At 41.8% G+C, this 22,677-nt stretch carries 35 protein-coding genes; 5 read left to right on the forward strand and 30 right to left on the reverse strand.

Annotated elements, in window-relative coordinates; genetic code table 11:
• Positions 1 to 53: 53 nt before the first annotated feature.
• From NSS67_RS27365 to NSS67_RS27380, 4 genes are read right to left on the reverse strand one after another with little or no spacing between them, the layout of a single operon-like run.
• Complete coding sequence (locus NSS67_RS27365; protein WP_339316886.1) at positions 54 to 1,862, reverse strand: minor capsid protein; 1,809 nt, start codon at positions 1,860 to 1,862, stop codon at positions 54 to 56.
• Positions 1,859 to 3,364 carry a phage portal protein gene (locus NSS67_RS27370; RefSeq protein ID WP_339316887.1) on the reverse strand — a complete coding sequence of 502 codons (1,506 nt, stop codon included), beginning with the start codon at positions 3,362 to 3,364 and terminating at the stop codon, positions 1,859 to 1,861. The genes NSS67_RS27365 and NSS67_RS27370 overlap by 4 nt, the downstream gene beginning before the upstream one ends.
• A gap of 19 nt (positions 3,365 to 3,383) precedes the next feature.
• The gene (locus NSS67_RS27375) at positions 3,384 to 4,658 is read right to left on the reverse strand and encodes a PBSX family phage terminase large subunit (RefSeq protein ID WP_339316888.1); all 1,275 of its coding nucleotides are present in this window, start codon (positions 4,656 to 4,658) and stop codon (positions 3,384 to 3,386) included.
• Entirely contained in the window at positions 4,642 to 5,547 is a 906-nt protein-coding gene (locus NSS67_RS27380) for a terminase small subunit (RefSeq protein WP_339316889.1), read from the reverse strand. The genes NSS67_RS27375 and NSS67_RS27380 overlap by 17 nt, the downstream gene beginning before the upstream one ends.
• An 87-nt stretch (positions 5,548 to 5,634) precedes the next feature.
• Here NSS67_RS27380 and NSS67_RS27385 point away from each other — a divergent pair, with 87 nt between their 5' ends.
• The gene (locus NSS67_RS27385) at positions 5,635 to 6,138 is read left to right on the forward strand and encodes a hypothetical protein (RefSeq protein WP_339316890.1); all 504 of its coding nucleotides are present in this window, start codon (positions 5,635 to 5,637) and stop codon (positions 6,136 to 6,138) included.
• A gap of 77 nt (positions 6,139 to 6,215) precedes the next feature.
• Here the strand turns inward: NSS67_RS27385 and NSS67_RS27390 are convergent, their stop codons facing one another.
• The 8 genes from NSS67_RS27390 to NSS67_RS27425 form a co-directional block, all read right to left on the reverse strand.
• Positions 6,216 to 6,440, reverse strand: a complete 225-nt coding sequence (locus NSS67_RS27390) for a hypothetical protein (RefSeq protein ID WP_339316891.1) — start codon at positions 6,438 to 6,440, stop codon at positions 6,216 to 6,218.
• 153 nt (positions 6,441 to 6,593) lie between these two features.
• Complete coding sequence (locus NSS67_RS27395; RefSeq protein WP_339316892.1) at positions 6,594 to 6,722, reverse strand: hypothetical protein; 129 nt, start codon at positions 6,720 to 6,722, stop codon at positions 6,594 to 6,596.
• Positions 6,723 to 6,794: 72 nt separating this feature from the next.
• On the reverse strand, positions 6,795 to 7,439 hold the full coding sequence (locus tag NSS67_RS27400) for a hypothetical protein (RefSeq protein ID WP_339316893.1): 645 nt from the start codon (positions 7,437 to 7,439) through the stop codon (positions 6,795 to 6,797).
• Positions 7,440 to 7,569: 130 nt separating this feature from the next.
• A complete protein-coding gene (locus NSS67_RS27405) occupies positions 7,570 to 7,779 on the reverse strand; it encodes a hypothetical protein (RefSeq protein ID WP_339316894.1) in 210 nt (69 codons plus the stop codon).
• A gap of 216 nt (positions 7,780 to 7,995) precedes the next feature.
• Entirely contained in the window at positions 7,996 to 8,517 is a 522-nt protein-coding gene (locus tag NSS67_RS27410) for a sigma factor-like helix-turn-helix DNA-binding protein (RefSeq protein WP_339316895.1), read from the reverse strand.
• A gap of 44 nt (positions 8,518 to 8,561) precedes the next feature.
• Positions 8,562 to 8,783 carry a hypothetical protein gene (locus NSS67_RS27415; protein ID WP_339316896.1) on the reverse strand — a complete coding sequence of 74 codons (222 nt, stop codon included), beginning with the start codon at positions 8,781 to 8,783 and terminating at the stop codon, positions 8,562 to 8,564.
• Complete coding sequence (locus NSS67_RS27420; RefSeq protein ID WP_339316897.1) at positions 8,780 to 8,959, reverse strand: hypothetical protein; 180 nt, start codon at positions 8,957 to 8,959, stop codon at positions 8,780 to 8,782. Before NSS67_RS27420 ends, NSS67_RS27415 begins: the two co-directional genes overlap by 4 nt.
• A 292-nt stretch (positions 8,960 to 9,251) precedes the next feature.
• Entirely contained in the window at positions 9,252 to 9,545 is a 294-nt protein-coding gene (locus NSS67_RS27425) for a hypothetical protein (protein WP_339316898.1), read from the reverse strand.
• Between the two features lie 236 nt (positions 9,546 to 9,781).
• On the opposite strand from NSS67_RS27425, the gene NSS67_RS27430 reads away from it, so the two are divergent.
• On the forward strand, positions 9,782 to 10,255 hold the full coding sequence (locus tag NSS67_RS27430) for a ferritin-like domain-containing protein (RefSeq protein WP_339316899.1): 474 nt from the start codon (positions 9,782 to 9,784) through the stop codon (positions 10,253 to 10,255).
• Between the two features lie 132 nt (positions 10,256 to 10,387).
• Here the strand turns inward: NSS67_RS27430 and NSS67_RS27435 are convergent, their stop codons facing one another.
• From NSS67_RS27435 to NSS67_RS27505, 15 genes are all read right to left on the reverse strand, one after another.
• A complete protein-coding gene (locus NSS67_RS27435) occupies positions 10,388 to 11,809 on the reverse strand; it encodes a DNA cytosine methyltransferase (RefSeq protein ID WP_339316900.1) in 1,422 nt (473 codons plus the stop codon).
• 828 nt (positions 11,810 to 12,637) lie between these two features.
• Positions 12,638 to 13,003 carry a hypothetical protein gene (locus tag NSS67_RS27440; protein WP_339316901.1) on the reverse strand — a complete coding sequence of 122 codons (366 nt, stop codon included), beginning with the start codon at positions 13,001 to 13,003 and terminating at the stop codon, positions 12,638 to 12,640.
• Positions 13,000 to 13,614: a hypothetical protein gene (locus NSS67_RS27445; protein ID WP_339316902.1), complete on the reverse strand. Its 615-nt coding sequence runs from the start codon at positions 13,612 to 13,614 to the stop codon at positions 13,000 to 13,002. The genes NSS67_RS27440 and NSS67_RS27445 overlap by 4 nt, the downstream gene beginning before the upstream one ends.
• A 32-nt stretch (positions 13,615 to 13,646) precedes the next feature.
• The gene (locus NSS67_RS27450; RefSeq protein ID WP_339316903.1) at positions 13,647 to 14,312 is read right to left on the reverse strand and encodes an HNH endonuclease; all 666 of its coding nucleotides are present in this window, start codon (positions 14,310 to 14,312) and stop codon (positions 13,647 to 13,649) included.
• A complete protein-coding gene (locus NSS67_RS27455; protein ID WP_339316904.1) occupies positions 14,284 to 14,646 on the reverse strand; it encodes a hypothetical protein in 363 nt (120 codons plus the stop codon). The genes NSS67_RS27450 and NSS67_RS27455 overlap by 29 nt, the downstream gene beginning before the upstream one ends.
• A 53-nt stretch (positions 14,647 to 14,699) precedes the next feature.
• Positions 14,700 to 15,407 carry a hypothetical protein gene (locus NSS67_RS27460; RefSeq protein ID WP_339316905.1) on the reverse strand — a complete coding sequence of 236 codons (708 nt, stop codon included), beginning with the start codon at positions 15,405 to 15,407 and terminating at the stop codon, positions 14,700 to 14,702.
• A gap of 28 nt (positions 15,408 to 15,435) precedes the next feature.
• A complete protein-coding gene (locus tag NSS67_RS27465; protein WP_339316906.1) occupies positions 15,436 to 15,831 on the reverse strand; it encodes a replication terminator protein in 396 nt (131 codons plus the stop codon).
• A 94-nt stretch (positions 15,832 to 15,925) separates the two neighbouring features.
• Positions 15,926 to 16,450, reverse strand: coding sequence for a Holliday junction resolvase RecU (locus NSS67_RS27470; protein WP_339316907.1), 525 nt, complete (start codon positions 16,448 to 16,450; stop codon positions 15,926 to 15,928).
• Entirely contained in the window at positions 16,444 to 16,596 is a 153-nt protein-coding gene (locus NSS67_RS27475; protein WP_339316908.1) for a hypothetical protein, read from the reverse strand. Before NSS67_RS27475 ends, NSS67_RS27470 begins: the two co-directional genes overlap by 7 nt.
• Positions 16,593 to 16,853: a hypothetical protein gene (locus NSS67_RS27480; protein WP_339316909.1), complete on the reverse strand. Its 261-nt coding sequence runs from the start codon at positions 16,851 to 16,853 to the stop codon at positions 16,593 to 16,595. Before NSS67_RS27480 ends, NSS67_RS27475 begins: the two co-directional genes overlap by 4 nt.
• Before the next feature lie 144 nt (positions 16,854 to 16,997).
• Positions 16,998 to 18,011, reverse strand: a complete 1,014-nt coding sequence (locus NSS67_RS27485) for a Lin1244/Lin1753 domain-containing protein (RefSeq protein WP_339316911.1) — start codon at positions 18,009 to 18,011, stop codon at positions 16,998 to 17,000.
• Between the two features lie 18 nt (positions 18,012 to 18,029).
• The gene (locus NSS67_RS27490) at positions 18,030 to 18,356 is read right to left on the reverse strand and encodes a hypothetical protein (protein ID WP_339316912.1); all 327 of its coding nucleotides are present in this window, start codon (positions 18,354 to 18,356) and stop codon (positions 18,030 to 18,032) included.
• Positions 18,356 to 18,748, reverse strand: coding sequence for a hypothetical protein (locus NSS67_RS27495; protein ID WP_339316913.1), 393 nt, complete (start codon positions 18,746 to 18,748; stop codon positions 18,356 to 18,358). Before NSS67_RS27495 ends, NSS67_RS27490 begins: the two co-directional genes overlap by 1 nt.
• Entirely contained in the window at positions 18,738 to 19,256 is a 519-nt protein-coding gene (locus NSS67_RS27500; RefSeq protein ID WP_339316914.1) for a hypothetical protein, read from the reverse strand. The genes NSS67_RS27495 and NSS67_RS27500 overlap by 11 nt, the downstream gene beginning before the upstream one ends.
• Positions 19,257 to 19,469: 213 nt before the next feature.
• Positions 19,470 to 20,249, reverse strand: a complete 780-nt coding sequence (locus tag NSS67_RS27505; RefSeq protein ID WP_339316915.1) for a phage antirepressor KilAC domain-containing protein — start codon at positions 20,247 to 20,249, stop codon at positions 19,470 to 19,472.
• Positions 20,250 to 20,366: 117 nt separating this feature from the next.
• Between NSS67_RS27505 and NSS67_RS27510 the strand changes: the two genes are divergently transcribed.
• A complete protein-coding gene (locus tag NSS67_RS27510) occupies positions 20,367 to 20,546 on the forward strand; it encodes a hypothetical protein (protein ID WP_339316916.1) in 180 nt (59 codons plus the stop codon).
• Here the strand turns inward: NSS67_RS27510 and NSS67_RS27515 are convergent.
• From NSS67_RS27515 to NSS67_RS27525, 3 genes are all read right to left on the reverse strand, one after another.
• Complete coding sequence (locus tag NSS67_RS27515; protein ID WP_339316917.1) at positions 20,539 to 20,691, reverse strand: hypothetical protein; 153 nt, start codon at positions 20,689 to 20,691, stop codon at positions 20,539 to 20,541. The two genes, NSS67_RS27510 and NSS67_RS27515, sit on opposite strands and share 8 nt — an antisense overlap.
• 267 nt (positions 20,692 to 20,958) lie before the next feature.
• The gene (locus tag NSS67_RS27520) at positions 20,959 to 21,240 is read right to left on the reverse strand and encodes a helix-turn-helix domain-containing protein (RefSeq protein WP_339316918.1); all 282 of its coding nucleotides are present in this window, start codon (positions 21,238 to 21,240) and stop codon (positions 20,959 to 20,961) included.
• Entirely contained in the window at positions 21,222 to 21,452 is a 231-nt protein-coding gene (locus NSS67_RS27525) for a helix-turn-helix transcriptional regulator (RefSeq protein ID WP_339316919.1), read from the reverse strand. The genes NSS67_RS27520 and NSS67_RS27525 overlap by 19 nt, the downstream gene beginning before the upstream one ends.
• Before the next feature lie 191 nt (positions 21,453 to 21,643).
• Here NSS67_RS27525 and NSS67_RS27530 point away from each other — a divergent pair, with 191 nt between their 5' ends.
• Positions 21,644 to 22,279: a S24 family peptidase gene (locus tag NSS67_RS27530; protein ID WP_339316920.1), complete on the forward strand. Its 636-nt coding sequence runs from the start codon at positions 21,644 to 21,646 to the stop codon at positions 22,277 to 22,279.
• Entirely contained in the window at positions 22,272 to 22,670 is a 399-nt protein-coding gene (locus NSS67_RS27535; protein ID WP_339316921.1) for a hypothetical protein, read from the forward strand. Before NSS67_RS27530 ends, NSS67_RS27535 begins: the two co-directional genes overlap by 8 nt.
• Positions 22,671 to 22,677 lie beyond the last annotated feature (7 nt).

Raw genomic sequence — 22,677 nt, forward strand, 5'->3', positions numbered from 1 at the left:
GGTCATCAACAAAATCATCACCCGTTTTTGTAAAATCCGGACTCAACGGTACGTCATTGTATTCGCGGATCACGTTTTGTGGCCGTGAAGTCTTCGCCATATCCCCACCCCGTTTCCTTGATAAGTCTAAGAATCACCTGGTAATCAAAGTATTCATCCTGCGCTGTCTTTGACATTGTAGCATACTTCTTATCCTTTTGTAACAAGGCATAGACCTCAGAGAATATGCCCGGGAGCATACTACGTAGCGCTACTGAATCAATTGTGGAATCCGCGGCATAAACAAAGCTTATGCCCCCGTTGTGCCCAGAAGCAATAACCGCCTGAACGGAGAGATAATTAGCCAAATTCCTGGAATCTAACACATTCACCCGCGTCCCGCGTGGATGGTTATGGGTCAAAATAATGGAACGCGAAGGTGCTGCCCTGAGCTTCTTATCTACCTCCTCGGTGAATGCCACCTTATTGACGGAACCAGTAAGCCGGGCAATTTCTTCCCCTGTAGTCTTGTCCAGCATTACAACAATTTCTTTAGCTTCCTTATATCCACTTCGGGCAACCTCGCGGTTAATATCCGCTACTCTCTCCAGTACTTCATCCGTCACATCAGGCAAGTCAGCAAAATAGCTGGCACGCGGATTATATTTCCGGTTTACCACACCCCGCCGTGGTTCTTCAACTCCAGCTTCGAAATCATCCATTGTCGGCACTGAAAAAGCTTGTTGCTGTGGTATTGGAATATCCTTTGTTGGTCCACCTGGAATCTCGATAGTAGGCAATGGGGTTTCAGGTGTCTTCTTGGATGGTACCTCCACGGTAACCGCTTCAGAAGCTTCCGGAGCGTATTTCTCTTCCCACTCTGGATATGCTATATCCTCTGGTACCTCGTATGTCTTTCCATCATCATCACGAGCCACCCGCTCTTTGATGTTATCGTCATAGTGCGGTATAGTCGTAGATCGGCAGTAAGCATGCATAGGCGGGTAATTGACGTTAACCTGAGCATCTTCAACATCAAATACCTTACCGTCTAGATCTCGACAAGTAATGGAAGTACGACTGTCTAGCGTGGCAGTGTAACGGTATTGCTCTACCCCAAGTTCTTTGTAACCAGCTATACGAGACTGACCAGCGAAGTATGCTGATTCCGTCAGTATCAATCTTTCTGCGTTCTTGCGCGAGACCCCCAGCCGATCCTGCAACTGCTGAACCATCTGTTTTGATGTATCCCCTCGGATAAGTCCTTGAGTAAAGATATTCCGCAGCTCACCATTCAACCTTACTCGATCGGTCCATATACGAGATGAGAAGTTACTACCATCTGGTGCCCATGGAGCCGAAAGGATAGCTTCAAGCTGTCGTTTATCTACTTTTGAGAATGATGCTCCTATACCGATGCCCTTTTCAAGTTCAAAAATACTCCGATAGTAACCATCCTTGTAGACGTTACCCAGCAGCTCTGTGGTGCCTGACAGACGCTTAGCAGATAATTCCTCAACATGTTGCTTCATCTGCAATTGAATGGATTCTAAGCGGGTAACACGTACTCTTATGCTGGCATTCTCTAATTCCTTCATCCACCGCTGATCAATGGCGTTCTCTTTACCGCGAGCAATGTAATCCTCAACGGTCCATTTGAATTCTTTGAGCTCGCCTGCTTTGAGAACTTGTTTAGCAGCGGATAAGCTAACGATCCCGTTATTATCTGCAAACCGCTGATAGAAATTGTTAACGTCCGTCTGGATAGATATCTGAGCCTTGCGGTATTCCTTATTCATTGACTTTGTGAATGGAACTCCCTTGTTAAGCAGAGATTCATTCAACCGCTCCATTCGCTTTGACCAGTAAGCTTCTGATCTCATTTCTCATCATCTTCTTCCGGCTTAGCATTGCCTTTAGAATCTCCCTGAAGTCCGTAATCCTCCATATCTTTCAGCGCTGCTTTTTCTTCATCAGCCTTGCGCTTAATTTCCTCCTTGGTATTTGTCACCCATGGATGGTTAGCGAGTATGGTTTCATCAGAGACGATTCCTACGCTGTTCTTGGCATCAGTGATAACTTGAGACTCATTAATGACAATATCCCGATTAAATAGAAAATTGACTGCCTCTTCTGAGAAGTCATTCCCAGTGGTATTGAAGATATGTTTATCAACGAACCACAAAAGTTGCTCAAGCGCTGCTTGGAACTCGTTTTCGATATCGTTAGCGTCCATATCCAGATCAGCATATAAGAATTTTAACGCTTCACCGCTCGGTGCTGTAGCAAATGAATCCGCTTGAGTATCTACCCCACGACCGAATTCATATATATCAGACCGGGTCATCTCCGTATGGAGCTTATAAGCCTCAGTATTGATATTGACATCCATAGTTTCGACATCAGCGCCATCTTCTGCAGTTACCTTAACAGACCTAAAAATCATCAAGTTTCTTCGGAACTCACCAAGATCAGTTCCATCATATCCCTTAAGTTTAAATATACTGTTGGGAATGTCTTCTAAGTTATTGCTGTTATCAGACTTGCTTCTATCATAGTCATCTATCAGCGATTTAAGTAAGCTGATCAGCGGTAACTCGTCCTCATTGTATTTAAAGCAAATGAAAGGGATGCGCTCCCAGTTTAAGGCATGTTCAGCTTTTTCAATCCCGTCTATAGCAGCAAAATGACTGCTGAACTCACCCAATTCCACATCTGGTATCAGTCCGCTTGTTGTCGGTAGAGCTGTACTACCGGTACCGATCACATAGCGGTTAACACCTTTTGAGTGCCAGAATTCAACCTTTTTGATAGTTGTTTTCTTTTTCCCCTCATATGCTTCAACCTCATATACACGGATAATCGCATCCAGTTCGGTATGAGCGGCGTCTTTCCATAGTGGTATAATTTCTTCAGAAGGCAGCTTCTTAAACCGGAAACGGCCTTCTTCGTCGTAATAAACATGCAACCAAGCGCGGCCCTTCTTGCTACTTTCTTTCAACAAGCTTTTTAAGAGTCGCTTAAACCCTTTATCAAATATTCCTGTCAAAAGTTCATCATAAACTTTGTTCTTGGTCTGTATGCTCATTTCCTTACTCAGCAGATAGCCTGCTTTCTGGTCAATAAGCTTCCGCAAGAATCCATGGACGATCTTGTTATTAGCTAGGTTTTTAGCTTCTATTAGCGCCCCGCCTTCTCCAATGGTCATTCGCTTACGTTCTAAGATATCAGCCTTATTCCGATAGTAACGTTCACCAGCAAGCATGTCCTTTCGATCCTGAGATGATAACCAATCATCTATTTCTTGCTTAATGATCTCCTCGTCTGTCATAGCGGATGCCGCGCCCTTTTCAATGATTCGGATAACCTCTTCTGTTGTGCTCAATTAGTTTCCTCCTCTCCTATTAATCAAATGAGAATGAAGCCGGACGCATCACAATAGTGTTCACGAAATAGCGGTCACCGTCCATTTGGTGGTCATTCTGCTTTATGGGCTTCTCATCTCCCCGGTCAGCTGCGTTCTCATCCCATATATAGGAAGAGAATTCCCGGAAGGTTTCCTTGCAGCAGTCATTATAGAGAATCTTCCCGGTCTTTAAAGCGGAAGCGACATTAAGAATCCCTTCAATAACATCGTTTTTTGCTTTTTTTACAATGAACTTTCCGTATTTCCTTACCGTAGCTATAAAGCTGGCTGCCGATGGATCCACTATCACACTTTGTATAGGAATGTCCCCGGCAAATTTAACTAAGTCATGGTAATACTCATCATCTGTCTTCTGCTGGCTCCGTTGGCGGCCGTCATAGTGATATTCCTTCACCTTGTACCAGACACCAGAAAAAAGCCCCCACAGCCCGAACGTCATCGGGTTTTGGGTGCCGTAGTCACACGATACATGATATTTACTGTAGCGCCGTTCCTCAGTCTTTACCATGTGCTTCTCACGGTCAAACATGTCGTAAATAACGCCTTCCGCCAATACCCAGAGCCCCAGAATATAGCGTTTATAAAAGATCCCGCTGTACATCCTGCGGTAGCGCTCCTTAACACGTTCTGATAAGGAGAGATTATCGTCCATCGTAAAATGTAGATGGACAGCCTGCTTCATTTCCAACTGATCTAACCATTCCATTTTGAACCAGTGATACGGCCCTGCTGGGTTACAGTTAAACCAGTACTTCGCTCCATCTACTGAACAACGTGCAGTTGCTTGATCTACAAATGACCGTGGCATTAACGCTACTTCATCAAAAAACATACCAGCTAGTGTGATACCTTGTATCAAATCCTGGCTTCGTTCATCCTTACCACCAAACAAATAGAAATCATTGCTTTGTAATCCTCTACTGATGGTTAGATAATTTTCTGCTCTATGATCAACTACAGTGTATCCACGAGAATAAAGCATCTGCTTCAGCGGCCCTATAACGTTTCGTCGTAACGCGCCGATTGTTTTTCCAGCCATACCAATATTCTCACCGTTGAAAGTTTCTGTAGCCCAAGCCACAAACGAAAAAGACATTGATGCTGTTTTACCAGAGCGGACCGCCCCGTCACAGATCAATGCGTCTTTGTCAGCATGAGGACTATTCCCCTGCATCCACCAGGTCAATACTTGTAATTGTTTACGAGAGAATGGCTTCCACTTGAAGGTGGCTATTTTACGCTTCACCTTCATCGGCCCACACCTCCCTCGCATGGCCTTTCAGAGCTTCCATGAATCCATCATCTGGTAAATCATTAGCATCAGGTGGAGTCATACCCTTAATCTCAAGCTGTAATTTCTGAACCCGGAGCTTAGTTTCTTCGTCCATATAACCTAGATACTTTTCCAGTTCCTTCAGTGCTCGCATTTTGTCGTAAAACTTAATACTCACACCATCACGGCCCTGCTTCACTTCACTGATCAGCGTTCCATCTACCTCATAAGCTGATTTGAAATGGACAAAGCTGACTGTTTTCGTGACCGGATCGCCCTCTTCATCATAAGTAGGTCCATCTATACCAATTACTGGCTCTTCCGTTGTACCGAAGTCTACGTAATCAGTAGTATCAGCAAATGCGATTTTAAGGTACTCGGCTATGACCCGGTGGACACTTAAGCCAAGCTCCGCAGTCATTTGTTTCTTCAAGCGCGTGATTTCCGCCTGAATTTCAGGTTTTCTCAAGTTTTCCCATCCTATTGCGTATGCAGCTCGCTTTGAATACCCCGCAGCCATTGCCGCCCGGGTAGCGTTAAAGTCTCGCATATATTCAAGGACAAACATTCTTTGCTTGTCAGTTAGCTCATCTTCTACTTCTGACGGATCTCCTCTAGCCACTTCTTTTTTCTGCTTGTTGGACTTCGGTTTCTTTTGTTGTACAACACTTTTCTTTTCTTTTGGCTGTTGTACAACTTTATTTGTTGATTGTTGTACAACATTCCATTTATCACGCTGCTTCCAGACCGCTACCTTCTTTTCGTCAATGTCCAGTTGCTCGGCTATCTGCCTGTTTGTTATTTCCCCACCGTGTTCACGCCATATTTCTAGTGCGCGGTCCCGGTTTGGATCGCGTGCTCTTGGCATTACATTATCACCACCCCCGGAATGAATTATTATCTTTTTACTTTTATAGACCGATATAGTTTTTATAACAGTAGGAGGATATTAACTATGTCGTATGAAAGAATAAAAGCGATTGAGGACTACTTATCAAACAAGAAAAAGAAAAAGAAAGAGAATACTCCTGACAATATCAGAAATGCCAGAACACACCTGATAATGGTTTCAAGCGAAATGAGTGAGGAAGAGTTGTCCAACGTTAAAATTTACTACCAAGGTCTGTTAGCCACTTTTCCTTCTATTAGTAACCTCTTAACTACGCTTGCTATAGCAGTGTCAATTTTTGCTGGTTTATTAAGCATTGCCAGTTCCTTTGGCGATGCTGAAAACATATATTTTCGCCCGTTAATTTTAGTCTTATTAGTTATTTCCATTTTATTGCTTCTATTACTCAGATTGCTTATTAAGAAAATTTCTGAGGCTTCAAAAAAGTGCGATACATATACTATCATCATAAATCTCATTGATGAAGTATTAAATTCAGATTCAGCAAAATCTAAAAGTAAATTATCACAGCGTGTTATGAAAGAAACGATAGAAACGGACGACCTTTAAAAAAACGCTGATAATCGGCTCACAGTAGACCCTATTTTAAGCATGAAAAAAGCACCCTCGGGTGCTTAGTAACATTTTTACAAGCCTGGCGGTTTTGCTACAACTTTGGCTCGTTGTTTAGGCTTTGCAATTTCCGCGTACTTTATCTCGGATCGATTGATAATAGTATCGATGTGTCTAAACCACCCCGAATCTTCGGAGCTGATTTCGCTTAATAGAAACTCCGGATCTTCGGTATCCAATTTGACTAATTGATTCCCACCAAAATAAACGATAACTTGCTTAATTTCTTTTGCTGACATAGTCACACCTCCTTCGACATCATATTTCGACGCAAAAGAAGTATTTTCCTGCAACTATTACCCATGTACCTTACTTCGCCGTCACCTCTGCAGCTTTTGGGGTTTAGATTATGGGCTTTACCTCCATTTTCCATTCGATGGCATTAAGCCGACTCACATACTCATCCCTGACTTCCAAAGGAATACGTTCATCTTCAATAATCGGTTCAGAATGTCCACAGTCTCCTTAACCGGCTCCAAATTCAAGGCATTGATCGTGATTTTTCTCGGTATTGCTACCATTACTTTCACCCCTTCCTATTGGTATTGGTGTACAACAAAAAGACCATACCCGATTGAGTATGGTCAAAGGATCTATTCTAGATTTAAGACATTAAGAGGATCGTTCCATCCTGTAACGACTCCGTTGTCAAAATTAACAATAGATGAATCATAAAACCATGTGTCTCCATTATTAATTATAGAACTTGGTGTTCCCATAGATTTTTTAACTGTTTCTTTAGTATCACCGAGTCCAAACTTTGTGATTCCAGTTGAGCTACTTAATTCTTCTTTTCTACGGGCTACGAATTCAGATGCGGATTCTGTCCCTGTATCTCTATTCCTCACTGCATCAAACACTGATGTTCCATCTTCGTATGTTGGATTTGGTTCGCTAACAGTTTCAGAAATCACCTGATTTTTCACTTGATCTAATTCTGTCTGAACACTTTGTAAAACACTTTCTTTGATTTGTTCATTCTGTGAATTCATCGTTTCTAATATTTCATTCTTGTAGCTTTCAAATTTACTTAATTGTGCATCTATATTGCCAACAGTGGACCAATTGTCGCTATAAAGTATCTTAGTTTCCCCTGTTATTCGATTGATCATTACTGGAAATTTTTGATCGAGTTTATCATACTTATATATTCCAGGATAGATGAAAATTCCAAAGGCTATAATACATATTATTATAAATAAATATTTAATTATTTGTTGAATCTTAGGTTTCCACATTAATGTATTCCCCTTATATATCCACATCGGTTGCGGTATTTACTATATCATCCGGTGAATGTCGCCGGGCTATCTTTATGCACAAAGAGCTCCTTTTCAGATTTTCAGCGACTCCCTACGCACTATTCACCTAAAAAAGTAATTCTGCAAGTATGACAATAAGAAGCGCTATTGCGGATCCTACCAGCAACCATTCGCCTTCGCCCACTTCTGAAAAGTCATATTTCTTATCTTCATCGACCGATATCTTGTTATGTCCATTGCTTTGTTTACTCTTTACATATGCATTTGCGATTTCTTTCGAAGTTTTACGCACAGCATAATTAAACGGCTTCCTCATAGTATCAACTCCCTGAAATCATATTTCGACATTAGGAAGGATTTACCTGCTAGAAAATGAAGAACGGCATGTCGCTCTACCCACTATGGAAAGTAACGACATACCGCATGAGCAATCCATATACCGCGATAATGGGATTTGGGTCACATTAACGATACACAGTTGCTATAAAGGAACCACATGTAATAGGTTCCTCCTATATATAGTGGGCGTTTACTAGACAAAAAACAGGGAGTTCTCTACGGTATCGCTAATCTTACGCTGCGCTCGTTGAATATATTCGCTAACGCTGCCGTAGGTAATGCCCAGCATCTTGGCTATTTCAGAATGTGGAATGCACTGACCATGTGCTAAGGTATAACATTCTCTTTCCCGTTCGCTTAATTGATTAAGTGCATACTCTAATTGGAACCGTTGTTCGTCTGAAAGGTTAGCTGGACTTCCCGCCTTTGAATCACTGGAGAAAGCTTGCATTCGTATTGGATCAAGTAGTATTTCCCGTTCATATCCAGCTCGCCGTTCAATCCCACGCTTATTCCCTGGTCTCCGTCCTGTATTCAGCCATTCAATCACAAATTCACAATCAGACTTCATTCCGGAGATTACCTTTTTATCATCAGCGTCAGCCTTCCTATATGCTCGCTCCGCGCCTTTGAGGGAGAGTTGATAGTTTAGGGCAGTTGCTGGACCTAAGTCCGTTACCTTTACTACAGGAGCCTTGCTATTGGCGATGTTCATCCTCATTCCCCTTTGTGGTATAATTTGGTCGAGGATAAAAGCTGCTATTGCCCTGATGCGTCAGGGCTTTTTTCTGTATAAATACCTTTCACCATCATAGAAAACATCTTCATGTTTGTGCTGATTGGATATGTGTTATAGGCATCCTTGAATCTCACCCAGGTCGGGCCCCACGCCAGTACATCTACAGGTAAGCCCGGGCTTGCAGTAAAGATAAACTGTCTATGTCCGGATCTTAAAGCATTTTGAGTGTCCTTGTATTTCATTCTACTGACCCCTTTAATACAAATGGCCGCTCGGCAGCCTTACCAGTAGGTTTGGGATATTTCAGATCTAGGTTTGCTCTCTCTTCCTCCGTGAGTTGTGAGCTCTTAATCTTTCCTTGCCCACCACCTGTAGATTCAATCTCCTTGCTTTTGATTCCTGAGTACCAATCACTCATTGTCTGTTTCCTCCCTTGGTAGGTTGATGGTCGCAAAGTGCGTGACGGCCGGTCCATCAACAGGGCTATTATCGTTGGGGCACCACTCATTCCAAATGAAGCATCCTTTATCTACGTTCGTGCCGTCTGAGATTAAATAGTATTTTTCAGGCTCTGGCTGGTTATCTGGGTACTTGATCCAGTTGATCATAGTGTCTTGTTCCTCTCTTTATGGGGAGCCTGATTATGCAAACCTTATCCGGCCCCCGTTTCACTGGGATTATTCGGTCTGACTCGATGGCCTGACGGCCGTTTATTTACCGTGTTCCTGCTTTTGATACAACGCGAATTTCCTTTCCCTTTCCTTGAAAGCCTCATAGTCACACCAGGTATACCCGACACCTTGCAATATGTGGTTATCACATCCGCACTCACAAATCTGATGAACAGAACCTTTTGCTGCTCGGAAATCTTTCTTGTACAGTGGCTTCATCACCACACCACATCTGGCACACTCGAAAGACATACCTCGATTAGTGATGACAGCCTTTCTACCCTTTGCCGGAGGAGCTAAGCATTCCTCGAAAGTAATCGGTATCGCGCTCATATCCTTTTCTCCCCCTTATACCTAAATGTGGGGGGTCTCAGCCCCCTTATAAGTTCAGTACAGCCAAACTATTTCTATATCCTCCTTGTGGGAGAGGAGGGCTATTAACCCTCTCTGTCCCTGTATCTTCGTACTGCGCATCAATTCTTTCTATCATTTACTCGGCATAATCACATACTGGGCTTATGTGCATATAATTGAGGATAAAAATACCTACATTACCGGAGGTTACACACATGAATATGGTTTATCCGTATTGGTTCAGATCACAATTCGTTCCCATTTGGGCAACTTCGACTCAAGAGGCGCTTGAATTAATGAGGACTTCAGTCCAAGGGGAGCGAAATGATGAACTTTTTTATGACCAACTCATTCAACTTGCTCCGAATAAAGAACAAGCTGAAGTTATTACCTCTATTCGGAATGATGAACGAGGGCATAATCAAATGTTCCGACAAATGTACAGAGAATTAACTGGACATGAAGTGACAGGAGTTAGCAACGAAGTTCCTGAACATGTTTATTCGTACATTTCCGGGTTGCAAAAAGCTTTCCAAGGTGAATTATCTGCAGTTGAAAAATATCGAAAGATCTGGTTCGGGCTTCCGTACGGTATTTACAAAGACACTTTGTATGGAATTATTCTCGATGAGCAAAAACATGCGGCTAAATATAATAATCTGTTGCTACAAAACCTACATGCAAATTAGTAGCAATTACTTGCGGGAGAGGAGGGATACTCCTACTCCCTTAATGATCTGAATGATCTCTTACGGCTCGCGCCTATTCGGTCGTTACGGTGGCCTATCGGCCAATTAAAAGAATTCGATACATGGTGTAATCTACATAGATAATTCGAGCTGTCCAACTGCTTCTGAATACTTTTCAAGAGTCAGTAAGTTCCCAGATCCGGTACACAATTCTGGTAGATTAGCCCTTACTAGAGCTTCAGCAAATTGTGGAGGCACTGAATTTCCGCATCTAGCTACCTGAGCCGTTTTAGGATAATCCTTACCATCTGCATCCACGTCAATAATGTATCCTTTAGGAAATCCTTGTCCTAAAAACAATTCATGCGGTTGCAACATCCGGAATCCTATGTCAACAATCTGATACGGGCTTCCTTTTATGATCACCAATCCAAACCTATCTTTTGTTGGTATTGTGTGTATCGGTTCGTTTAAACTTTGACCTATTCCAGCACCGTAGTATTTGATCAATAACGCTCTCACTTCACCTAAATGCGTGCCTTGAGCTGTGATGGTAGGTATCGGTTGTGTTGTTGGTATACCAAATTCATTGCCTCTAAACTTAACTAAGTGGCTAGTAACTAATCCAAATCGATTTCCACCGGCTGTGATTGTGTGTAATGGGTCGTTTAGAGATAATCCTCGTATATCTCGCCCTGTTGTATCTCCGTAATAACTTGTCAAAAATGACGCAACCATTTCACCTCGTTCTTTCAATCCTTCTGTACAAGCTCCATCCGGCACAATGAATGGATTAGGGTTGTCTATAATGAATTTAAAAAGCCCTTTTGCAATTCGTTTTAATGTTTTTTCAACTAATGCTTTTTTGCGTGTAAAGATAGATGGGCACGGTATGGACCAGTCGATTATCTCGGCTGCTGTACGCCATGGTTTTAGCTTTCCTGCTTGCACGGCCAAGCTGCTTGGATCTCCATGTGTGGGCTTGGGCCATACGATAGGACGACCATCGCACCTTGATATCATAAACATTCGCTTACGCGTGGTCGGAGCCCCATAATCGCATGCTCTCAACTCTCTCCATTCAACCTCATAACCGATGTTCCGTAATGCATTTACAAATGAATTGAACGTGTTACCAATCTTTTTGGATACTGGTTTCCCTTGATCATCAAGTGGTCCCCAAGTTTTGAATTCCTCAACGTTTTCAAGAAACATCACTCTCGGCTTGACGGTTGCTCCCCATCTCACTTTCACCCAGGCTAGTCCTCTAATATTTTTATCCTTTGGCTTCTCGGAAGGCCTCGCTTTCGTAAAGTGCTTGCAATCAGGACTAAACCATCCAAGGGCAACATTTCTGCCTTTTGTAACTTCTCGTGGATCTACATCCCATACCGATTCACAATAATGTACAGTTTCTGGGTGGTTTACCCTATGCATTGCGATAGCTGCTGGATCATGATTAATTGCAATATCTACACTGTGCCCAGTTGCTAATTCAATGCCAGTGGATGCGCCGCCTCCGCCGGCGAAGTTATCGACAATGATCTCCCTCATATATCCATCTCCTCTCCCCTACCCCTGTAGCGTGATATACCGCCGTATCTTCGAACTGTTCATTATCTGCATTTGTAGTAAAGTGAAACGATAGGAATATCGTAACGTAAGCTCTAATTTCTAGTGCACAATTGTGTCACTACTCTCCAATGTGAGCTCTCTAAGCGTAGAATCCGTGCGCTCCTCATCATTCAACCATCAACCGAGCATCAGTCCAATCAAGGGCATCCTTTATCTCTCCTAATTGCAATAATCCAAAAAATCTGTAATATAAATAATAGAAAATAAACCATTTTAAGGAGGTAACATGAAATACTTCACTCGTATTTTGTTTTTGGTCTCCCTAGTAGTGTTTATTACCTACTTTTTTGATGCTATTGTTGAATACAATAAAGCGTTTCTTTCTATCAGCATGTTTGGATTTACTGGCTCATTTATAACAAGTTTTTTTGGGGAAAGAAGTAAAATGAACTCTTCAATAAGATGGATCTCGGCTGCTTTTGTTATTTGTTTTTTAGCTTACGTTTTTATTTTTTCTTTCCTATGGTCATCAGCAAATAGACCTTAACCAGCCGATACCCCTCACCGCTGAAGCTGAATATGTTTCTACAGGTCAACGCCTTTGGATTGTAAACTAATCCTGATAGTTGCAATCTCATCTACACAACGTCGTATTAGTTACAAAGGAGTGTGATTATGGGTATTCAATTTGGGATAGCAATATTTTGTTTTGTATTGGCATTACTAGGATTGTTACATAATCGTAGGCGGCGCAAATAATGCGGCGTCTTTTTTTATACATTCTAGTCCTTATTACGCAGTTTGCGTCTACTCTTTAACACTACTAAGTGTGATATATGCCGCCTCTGCCCTCTCTCGGGGGCTGGCGGTGAGTAAAGCTTTAACTTCGTCGTAGCCCCATTTATCGCGGCATCCAGAAGGGATAACTCTAAAATCTAAATGGTGTATATAAGCTGCCGCGTTCTGATCCAGCGCCTTTGCCTCTACCTCTAGAGAGTCAGCAGCATCGTTGCAAGGGATGAAAAATTTCAATCCCTTAAATGAAGATGGGCTTTCATACCTCACTACAACTTCATATTTGACGCTAAATTCCTCAGCGTATATTTCGTATCCGCACATTTTAGCAAGCGACACATTTAACTGCTGGTCTGTCATATCCTTTACTTGTGTCATGACTGAACCTCCCTGTACCGCTGATCTCGTTTATCTTGGCATTGCTTGCATACCCAAGTGCTACTATTTAAACCGCCACAGTCTACACAAGTGCATTCCCCGCCTTCGCTAGTGCTCTGCGGTGCCTTGTCGCTCCCTTCCTTTTTTCCTAGGGCTGCCTCTATGTTTTCTACGCCATCCGATAGGTCCGCCCACGGACATAACCGTGTGTCAAAATCTTTGTACCGTGCCTCACCAACGGATAGAGCATCCTCCATTGTGTTTCTTGCTGATTCCAGCGCCTCCCGTTGTCGGGCTATGGTCTGCTGTGCCTCTGCTAATAATTTTCCCCGTTTTGCTGCCTCACGGAAGTTTGCAAGGCTTTCCTCATTGAGAGATTCATTCAACTTCTGTGCCTCTACTAGCTTAGTGTCGCGTTCTCTTAACTTCTCATTAGCACGTTTTTGCGTATCATCTCGGTTAAATTCAAGTGACTTAACATACAGTTCGAGTTTTCCAATACGTTGTTGTGACTCTTCTAGAGCAGCCAGCAACTCAATTGCTGCTGATGGCGGTAATGCTCCAAGTTGCCGTATCATCGTCTTGTATGCTTCTATCCGTTCTGGTGTCATTCAGTTCCCTCCTTCGTTGTTATCCGAATTAATTAATCTTCGAATCGGTCATTGGGACGGTAAGATCCCTGAGCAACATAGCCATTAAGAGCATCAGTAAACATTGCGGTGAAGGTTTTCAGATCCTTAGTTTCTAATGATTCCAGTAACCTAATTTCCTTTACTCGGAGATCCCTACCGGCTGCAGTTGAGATTAAATCCGCTATAGGCTCAATCTGCTGATGTCTTTCATCTCTCGCTTTTTCTAACTCCAGCTGCTTATTTTGTTTGTGATTGTATTCGTCCCAATCCTGTTCATCAAACCAAAAGTAATCACCGTACTTATTCCAAAACACTGTAATCCAGTATTGTAAGAGCTCTTCATCAGTTTGGATGGTGTCGTGACATAATCCGCATAAGCGCAGGCCGTTTGTTTTAACTCCTCTGCCCTTGCGTCCTCGCGGCATGACATGATGTGTTGTTGTATCTGGGGCAGTTTTACAATGTGAACATTTACCGTCAGCCTCTGTGATCAATTCCTTAGTTACTGACGCTGGGAACTCACAACGTTGTCGCGAGCTCTTACCGGGTTTATGATCTGCAAATATCTTTTGCTTCAAAGGAGATATCTGTTTCTTCTCCTTCTTACGCTGTCCTAAGCTACTCGTTTTTTTCTCTTTAGGCTTTCTCTCAGGCTTCCAAAATGTCTGATGGGCCAAGTTTACCCACCTCCTCGTTTGCTCTCCGTTGAAGTAATCGTTCTTCTAAGCGGTTTGTTTTCTTACGATTAAGTTCATGAGCTTGTCTATGGTAAAAGGGTACATACCTGTAATCGTCTTTAATTTCTACTCGATATATGAATGCAATAGCATCTTCACGTTCTTTTACTGGTGCGCCCAGCTCGGCGCAACGCTTACGAGTAAGTGCTATTCCATCATCTGGGATCGATCCATACCATCTACCAGTTAAAGAACCGGTTGCGTCTGGGATAAAACACGATGCTCCAGTATCCATCATTTCATTTTTAGTGAAGTATCCTCTTCCGTTGGGCATACAGGATCACTCCTTTTAAGATGGGGCAGCCGAAGCCGCCCCAGTATGGTTTGTTATGCGATAATAACAACTCTTCCTGATTCGATCTCTTCTTTAAGAGATTCAGTTAGATATATTTTAATATCAGCCATTGCTTGCAACTTCCAGGCGCCTCCATCTGCTTCAAACAATGCTGCACGCGGACCATCTTGCATACGGAAGACAAAGGCGCAGCTCGGTTGTGAGATTTCTACAAAAGTGCGGAATGGTTTTAATATCACGGGATTGGGAACTTTGACATCAGCTACTGCAGTGATGCCAGTCTTTGCGGTTACACTCTGGGAAATCCCATCATCACCAGTCGTTTTCACGTTATCTTCTTTGATATTCCCGACTACTTTAAGGATAGTATCTCGATCCGCGCTTTGTACAAAGCATGATTGCAGAAGGATAATAAATTCTTCTACAGATATAAAATTCTTAAAGGGGATACTTGGCAATAAAGCTTCTGCTTGCACAAGAACATTTCGGCGTTTGTCTCGATTAAAAGTGTTCAAAACTCTTACCTCTGTTGGACTTTCGATATGCACCAGTACAGGAGGCTGCTTGTCATAATCGTTTTGGATATATTCTACGATTCCAGATAGATTTCGTACTTTAAGCGTTGTAGTGGTTGGCTCATAGATTAATTCTAGGTTTCCAGTAGCGTAAACTTGTTCTCCGACAGATTTTATTTCTTTATTGCCAAGACCTACGATATATTGAAATGCTTCTTTTAACATGAATGATTCCTCCTAATGGATAAATAGATTATTTGAAATTAACTACATTGCTTTCCTTTTGCCCTACTTGATCAACTTTGTTCCCTCTATCATCAGCTACATCCCCGTCATTATCGATCATCATCTGGTCCTTAACGCCGGACACAAGCTCTGCTGCCTGTGCTTTACCTTCGTTATCCATTCCGAAGATAATTGTTGTAGATACGCCCTTCGCCGGTGCCAATGCTGTTTTCACATCAATATCAACAGAACCGATCTCTCGCTTTTCATTTGGCTTTATAGCAATAGTCAGTGTTAACTTACGAACGTTCTTCCAGTTAGTGTTTGGGTCCAACACATTAGCGGCCAGTTTCTGCATTTCAATGTTCAGACGTTCACCGACAGCACCTTCAGCTAGATTATTAAAGTTAATCTCTTTACTCATATTTAAATCCTCCATTATCTAAAATTTGTATATATGGGTACACCAGTTCTATTTTTGGTTACGGCGGTGCCCGATCCCCTGTCATACTGGGTACCTACGCTGTTTCTGTAAACCACACCCGGTCTACAGCTGCCAGATAATCGAGAGGCACACGGCCTGTCCTAACTTCAAACGCGTCAATCTCGAAGTTCTCCAGCGTCATGCTTTTGCGTCCACCTCTGGAAGCCTCAACCTTGTATGCACGTAGTGCTGTGAAGGGTAAAAGGTATGTTTTACGTTGTTTTCTAAACTCGACTAGTACGAAGCATAGAGCTCCGAACTTATGACACTTCTCTAAATGCTCGTACTGATGATCCTCAACATTTTTTAGGTCAAATCTATCAAGCTCTTGGGTTGACTTAGCTTCGAAAAAAACAGCTCTTCCACGATAGATGCCATCATAATCAACAGTTGATTTAGCTTCAAAGAATCCAGCGAGTACCTTTGTTCCTTTACTTCTTGTTACCTTTACTGGGGTTGATCGTTTATTGATAACTGCTACTCCCCGATGTTCATATGATTCATTTGTGTAATTAATCAGATTTTCGAACGCCGCCCCGAGGTTTCCTTGTCCTACCATCCTTTAGCCCCCCCTTTTCCGTCTGGACGCGGCGGATCGAAAACATATCGCTTGTCATCGATCACAAGTACGCTTGGCAGATCCTCGTACATTTTTGCAACGGTTACGATTTTCTTATATTTCTTACCTACCTCGTAATGTGTCATTTCAGTTCTTTCCTCCCTCTTGTCGGAGATTCTAATTCACGCTTCTCGGCTATTTGGTCAATCATGTCTTCAATCTTGGCCCGTACAACTTTTTGACTAGTTGATAACCCAACACCTGCAGTTGATGCCTCTGAGATAATTTTAGCTACGATATGATCAGCTGCCGCTAGATGTTCAAACAGTCGGTATTCCAAGGATTCAAAAATTCTATCAAATTCATTGAGCAAGTATTTTTCTCGTCTTTCAGCGGGAGTCATAGTCACCACACCTTTTCACGTTTGCGATCGACGAGCAGCATTATAAGTTTTTTTATTTTTTCTCGAGCTATGAGTTCTTTAGTAGCGTGGATCCGTATGTCATAGTCCAGAGAATCATTGTTGATTATCTGTTGAAGCTCTGTGTCAGTCTTCCAGTTTAGAAAGTTCATCGATTTTTTCCTCCTCAGCTCGTTTTCTTTTTTCAAGAAGTTCAGCCATTGACTTCTCATGAAGTTCGATTTCCTCTTGAGTAGGAGGAGCAACAGGGTTCTTAGTAATTTCAATTTGTGGCTTCCCACTTTGTCCACCACGACCATTCCTATATCCATTACTAGAAGTATTACTTCGTGTATCTTTTTCCTTTGTCCATGGCTCGTCTATGCCATCGGATTTCCATCGTTTCAGAATGGCACGAACATAACTAAGATTTCGCTTGCCTGCAATTATCGAAGTTCGCATAGCCTCGCATAGCCATCTTTCACCATAGTCATTTATAAAATCATTAAGCTGATCAGATATCACAGAACTGATCGTGCCATATCCTTCAGCTTCAAACATCCTGAACGGATTAACTGACAGTGGCACCACTATCTCTGTTGGTTTTATTTCATTTTCTTTTTCTTTACTTTCCTCTCCTTTACTTTCCTTTACTTTACTTTGTGTACTTTCTGCTGACATTTTCCCTTGTTTATCGGGATTAATGTAAACATTAACTGGCGTGCTTTCAGCACTGACGATCACGATTGAATGTGATACCTTCTTACTTTCTTCTAATGGATCAATGAGTAAATGACCTTCAAATAAAGTTACCTCTTTGCGTCTTTTTGCTGCCTCAATATACCTTTTCTGAAACCCTCTTGATGTCAACACTTTATAATTCTTGTATACATTTTCGTTGAAGAATCCCCAGTTAATGCACTCATTTACGATCTCTCTTACAGTGTTAATGTCAGCATTAACCTTGCTGGAAAGGGCGTAGTGCTCACGCTCCTCCCATGGATAAAAGTATCCATTGCGGTAAATATTCATCATAATTTTCACGATAACACCGAGTCCCTGCATTCCATATTTAGCTATTGGAACAATCAATTTATCATCCTGATCGAAATCAATATCCAATGGGAAATAGTCTAGGCCTTCTTTTAATGGCCTTGCCATGATGTCAGACCCCTTTCATTAGCTTCCATTCATTGCACCAACCAGACACTTAAAATCGCAACATAGTCCCAAATGACCGTATTTGACTACTGCTTGTCCGACCATTATTCTTTTACGACACTTGGGGTTAATACAATTCCCAAGAGATTTGCGATGATTGGGTTTAGGAAGATGTGTTTTATTGAGATCTTTCAACTTCTGCCTTAAACCAGAAATTTCTCCTTCAATTTGAATCACACGATTTCGGTTAAGATTTGTTCCTCTATCCATTTCAGCCTTGAGAACTCTAATACGTCTCTTAATGGCCGTAACTTGTAAAGTCTTAATGGCAGATTCGTCTTTCATCAATCCCCGCCTCCTAGCGTGTTCATATCGTGTCGCACTCTCAAGCGCAGCTCATAGATGTACTCTCGTAATGATGTGAACTCATTTTTCCACAACATCTTTTCCTGCATGGCATCCGCCTCCAACATGCGGGATTCCTCTATAGCTAATTCACCAGCTGATTCCTTATCACCGCGACCAGCTGACTTTCTTGCCTTTGCATATGCCGCCTTACGTGATGCATATATCCGTAAATATTCGCCGTCTCTGACAGCTGACACACGCCCCATCAGCATATGCGCAGCCGTCAGAAGCTTTATCTTTTCAAGGATTGCTCCTGGAGCGTCAGCGTCATATTCATCTGCTTGAGCACGAAGTTTTTTGATATCCTTGATGTATTGATCAATGTCCATGATTGTGCTCTTTAGCTAGAATGATAGAATAACAATCATAGTTGCAGCATACATTGCCATTAGGAAGGTGTAGATTTTTTTCACCGACTTTCAGTACCTCTAGACACCCCGCACATATCGATTCTTGATGATTAATTTTCAAACTCGGTTCAATCTCATCTAGGTAAGCTAGCTGTTCTCTCAACTTTTGCATTTCCATCTTGTAATAATGTAAAGGAACATCTATACAAAAATTATGATGCCTATCCATTAGGCCTCTTCGTCTTCTAATCTCCTTGGCTAGCTCCACTACCCTTAATTGATCCTCAGATAAGAGAAGTTCAGTAAAATCAATTTCTGTCTGAGGAAATGCATAAGCCACTACGCTAACTATCGCCGATAAATATGAATCGCTCCAAATAACACCTTCTTCTCTGTCATGAAAGTAGTTATCGTAGAGAGGCACGGTATATGGGCGAACTGAATTGTTCTCATACTTGCGATACATATCCGCATGCGAGATTTGCATTGATTTCGCCCCCATTTCGTGCTACACTGTCCGTAATTAAATTTGTTATGTTCGTGAATTGCCTACCGGCTCCTACACTGGTGGGCTGTTTTTCTTTTATCCGACTTGCAGTTGATACATACTGTCTACGATATCGCTCCCGAAGTTTAACTGAAGGAGCCGTTTCGATAAGTTGTTGCAAATTCCCACATACTCTTATGCGTTGTTTTCTATTCATGACAAAGCTCCTTTGAATTTGTTGATAAAGTAACCTATTCCCTTACCTGTGATCTTTGGGGTACGAGTTACCTTCATTCCTTCGCTGGCACTCCCTCGCTGTCCGATCTTAATTTCCATAATCTGCAGTTCCATGGATCGTTGCGTTGGCATGTTGTACTCTGATCCGGACTTAATTAGATATCCTCGCTCTCTCAGTTCTTTAAAGAGTCTGATTTCTCCGATATTAATTCCGTTCTGCTTTAGGATCTTGGCTAAATCAGCTATAAGCACTGAATCCTTAGAATCCTCTAACGCCTCCGCAAAAACTACCTTTGGACGATCTTCTTCAACCTTAACCTCCAGAGCTCGCCGTGCTGCACGCTCTTCCTTTAGTTTTGTTGCTGCTTGAATCAGTAAATCAGGGTTATCTAGAAGTTCATCAGCAGCATACATCCCTGTGTTCCGTATGGATGGAAGCACTTCATCGAATATCCAGTGTTCAAACATTTCGGCCTTTGCTTTTATCACCGGACTTCGTGATTGATCTGCGGCTTTAACGATCAAACGGTAAATATCACCTTCAGGAATCACTCTCGTTTCCTGATCACCTCCATTTGTAGGGACACGGTAACTTACCGTCCCCTTGCAATGGGTCGATATTGCCTCGTAAGGTCTAGAATATTCCAACGCACTAGCCACATCGTTGCCTACAAAATGCGGCTTCCCTAGAATATCCACGGTCCGAATAGCCCCAAAGTCAGAATGATTAAATATTTGCAATCTTCTGTTATCCATGCTGTCACATCCTTTCTGGTAGGTATTTCCTTGCTTCTGTCGAATATTGGTAGTTGTCCAGACCACTATAATTCTAGGAGGAACTGATATGCCGTTATCGACTTTTCCAATCATGATGTGCTTCTGATTTACGGTCATTTCATGAAGAAAATAAAAGAGTTACAATTGATTGAGGCCACACCAGGTAACCCTATTCATCCAGACACCTTGAAACAAGATATTGAGCTTTATTCCTCAATCACTGCTAAGATCGAGAAATCAAATCCTGAAGTAATTAAATTACGAGAGCTCATGTAAGACTTCTCCCGAAATCCTCTATCATCTCATTGGCCGGAATGTATTCTTCAATACGAATGGATACGTTTCGGCTTCCTAGCTTTAGAATTCGAAAGTAACTCTTCTTTTTTTTCAACAAGAACTTAATTAAGATTCTATCCAGCACTCTCCAACACTCCTTCTAAAGAGGTTATATACCTTACTTCTAAGTCATCTATAAGTGGTAACATATCAGGACGATCGATATTGTAAATTCGGGCTCGATTGATGAAGTCTTGTAGTTGTTCCGGTGTGCAGCCACGATCTAAACAGTTTCGAAATAAAGCCGCCAGATCGGGGTATCTGCGTTTCTTATTAATCAAAGTGTTTCTCCTTTCAGGGATAAAACCCTATGATGTGGTGATGCTTAGCAGCAGCCAATTCGGCTTGAATTTTAATGATCATGTGTTAGCTCCTTACTTGCGACCCAGCTATCCAGTGATATTTGTCTAAAGTACAAATTACCTCGCTGGCGGAAATAGGGAATCTCCTTATCGCGGACCATACGTCTAATTGTGGAATCTGATATTTTCAAATAACTACAAGCTTCGAATACATCAAAAATATTTGAGTATAGACGCTGTTGAATTTCAGACTGCAACTCAGACAATATTTCCTCTCGAAGCCCTTCTCTGATATCAGCGCGAATTGCTTCGATTAAATCGGCGGTTGACATCCAAATTCACCCTTTCCACGAACTAACTCATCTAGGGTTACTCCAAAGGTGTCTGCCAATTTGATCAAGGTTTCCACCCTAGGCCCTTGCCTTTTTGATCCTAATCCGTACAATACAGTTAAGGACACTTCGCTTTTTTTACCGAGTTGATAAATTGTCCACCCCTTTTCGTCAAGCAGCCGCTGTACGTTCTCTTCTATCGTCTGCGCCATCACTGCTCACCTCCTGAATTGATAATATAACCCTATTCGGTAATAGTAAAGTCAAGCTATAACCCTTTAAGGTAATATCACACCACATTTCCTCCCAATATCTTCTTATTACTTGACATATCTCCCTATTATGTTTTAATATAACCTCATTAGGTTATAACCGTATTAGGTTATACATGGAGGTATTAGCATTGGATGTTTCTGAGAAAATTCTAGAGTTAATAGAGAAACACAAAATAACACCATATAGATTGGCTAAAGACTCCGGAGTACCATATACGACGCTAACTAAAATTTTAAACAAAACAACTAGAAACCCGCAGATAGACTCTCTGAAATCGATCGCCGATTACTTTGGAAAAAAAATCGACTATTTTACAACTGAAGAAAATGAGCCGTTATTCAACCGAAGTAAGGCAGTAGACTTCAACATGATGACAGTGGAGATGGTACAGATTCCTATTTACGGGGAAGTTAGAGCTGGATATAACAGCCTGGCTCAAGAAGACATAGTCGGGTATGAAATAGTTGCCAAAGATTCTATTTCTGATGGAGACTACTTTTTCCTTATAGTTAAGGGAGATAGTATGATAGAAGAAGGCATCGGTGATGGAATGCGGGTTCTTGTAAGAAAGCAAAGATCCTGCCAGCACGGTAAAATTGGAGTTGTAATTATTAATGGTGATGAAGGAACACTGAAGAGAGTGTTTTATGAGGGGGATAACATAATCCTCCAGGCAGCAAATAAAAATATTCCTCCAAGGGTTTTCCCTATTGATGAAGTTCTGATCCAAGGTCAAGTTACGAAGGTGGAATTTGATGTATAACCTTAGTGTGATTTATAGATGCAGTGAGGGGGTTGAGATACCTAAGTGGCTTATTGTTAAGCCGGAGAATGGTTTCGATTGGAACACAGAAACCGTCTACATCCCACTTAACCAGCCCTTCTTACGAACATCACAAGAAGAAATTAATGATGATACTCTTGGGATTTCTCTATTAAATTCTGAATTGATTGTAAACACGGAACTGCCGGAACATATCGGAATACACTTTCCATATGTAAAGAAGAGAATAAACAGGCTTCGCGGAGAACCCCTAGCTCCTATTTTCAAGCTTTTAGAAATTGAGCAGCTAATCATTCAGATTTCTGATTTGCAAATAATTATGCAAACGAAATCCTTAGATATTTTTTCTTGCAATTGGATAAATTTTTAAATATTCA

The organism is Paenibacillus sp. FSL R10-2734 (genome assembly GCF_037963865.1).
Lineage (GTDB): Bacteria > Bacillota > Bacilli > Paenibacillales > Paenibacillaceae > Paenibacillus_AQ.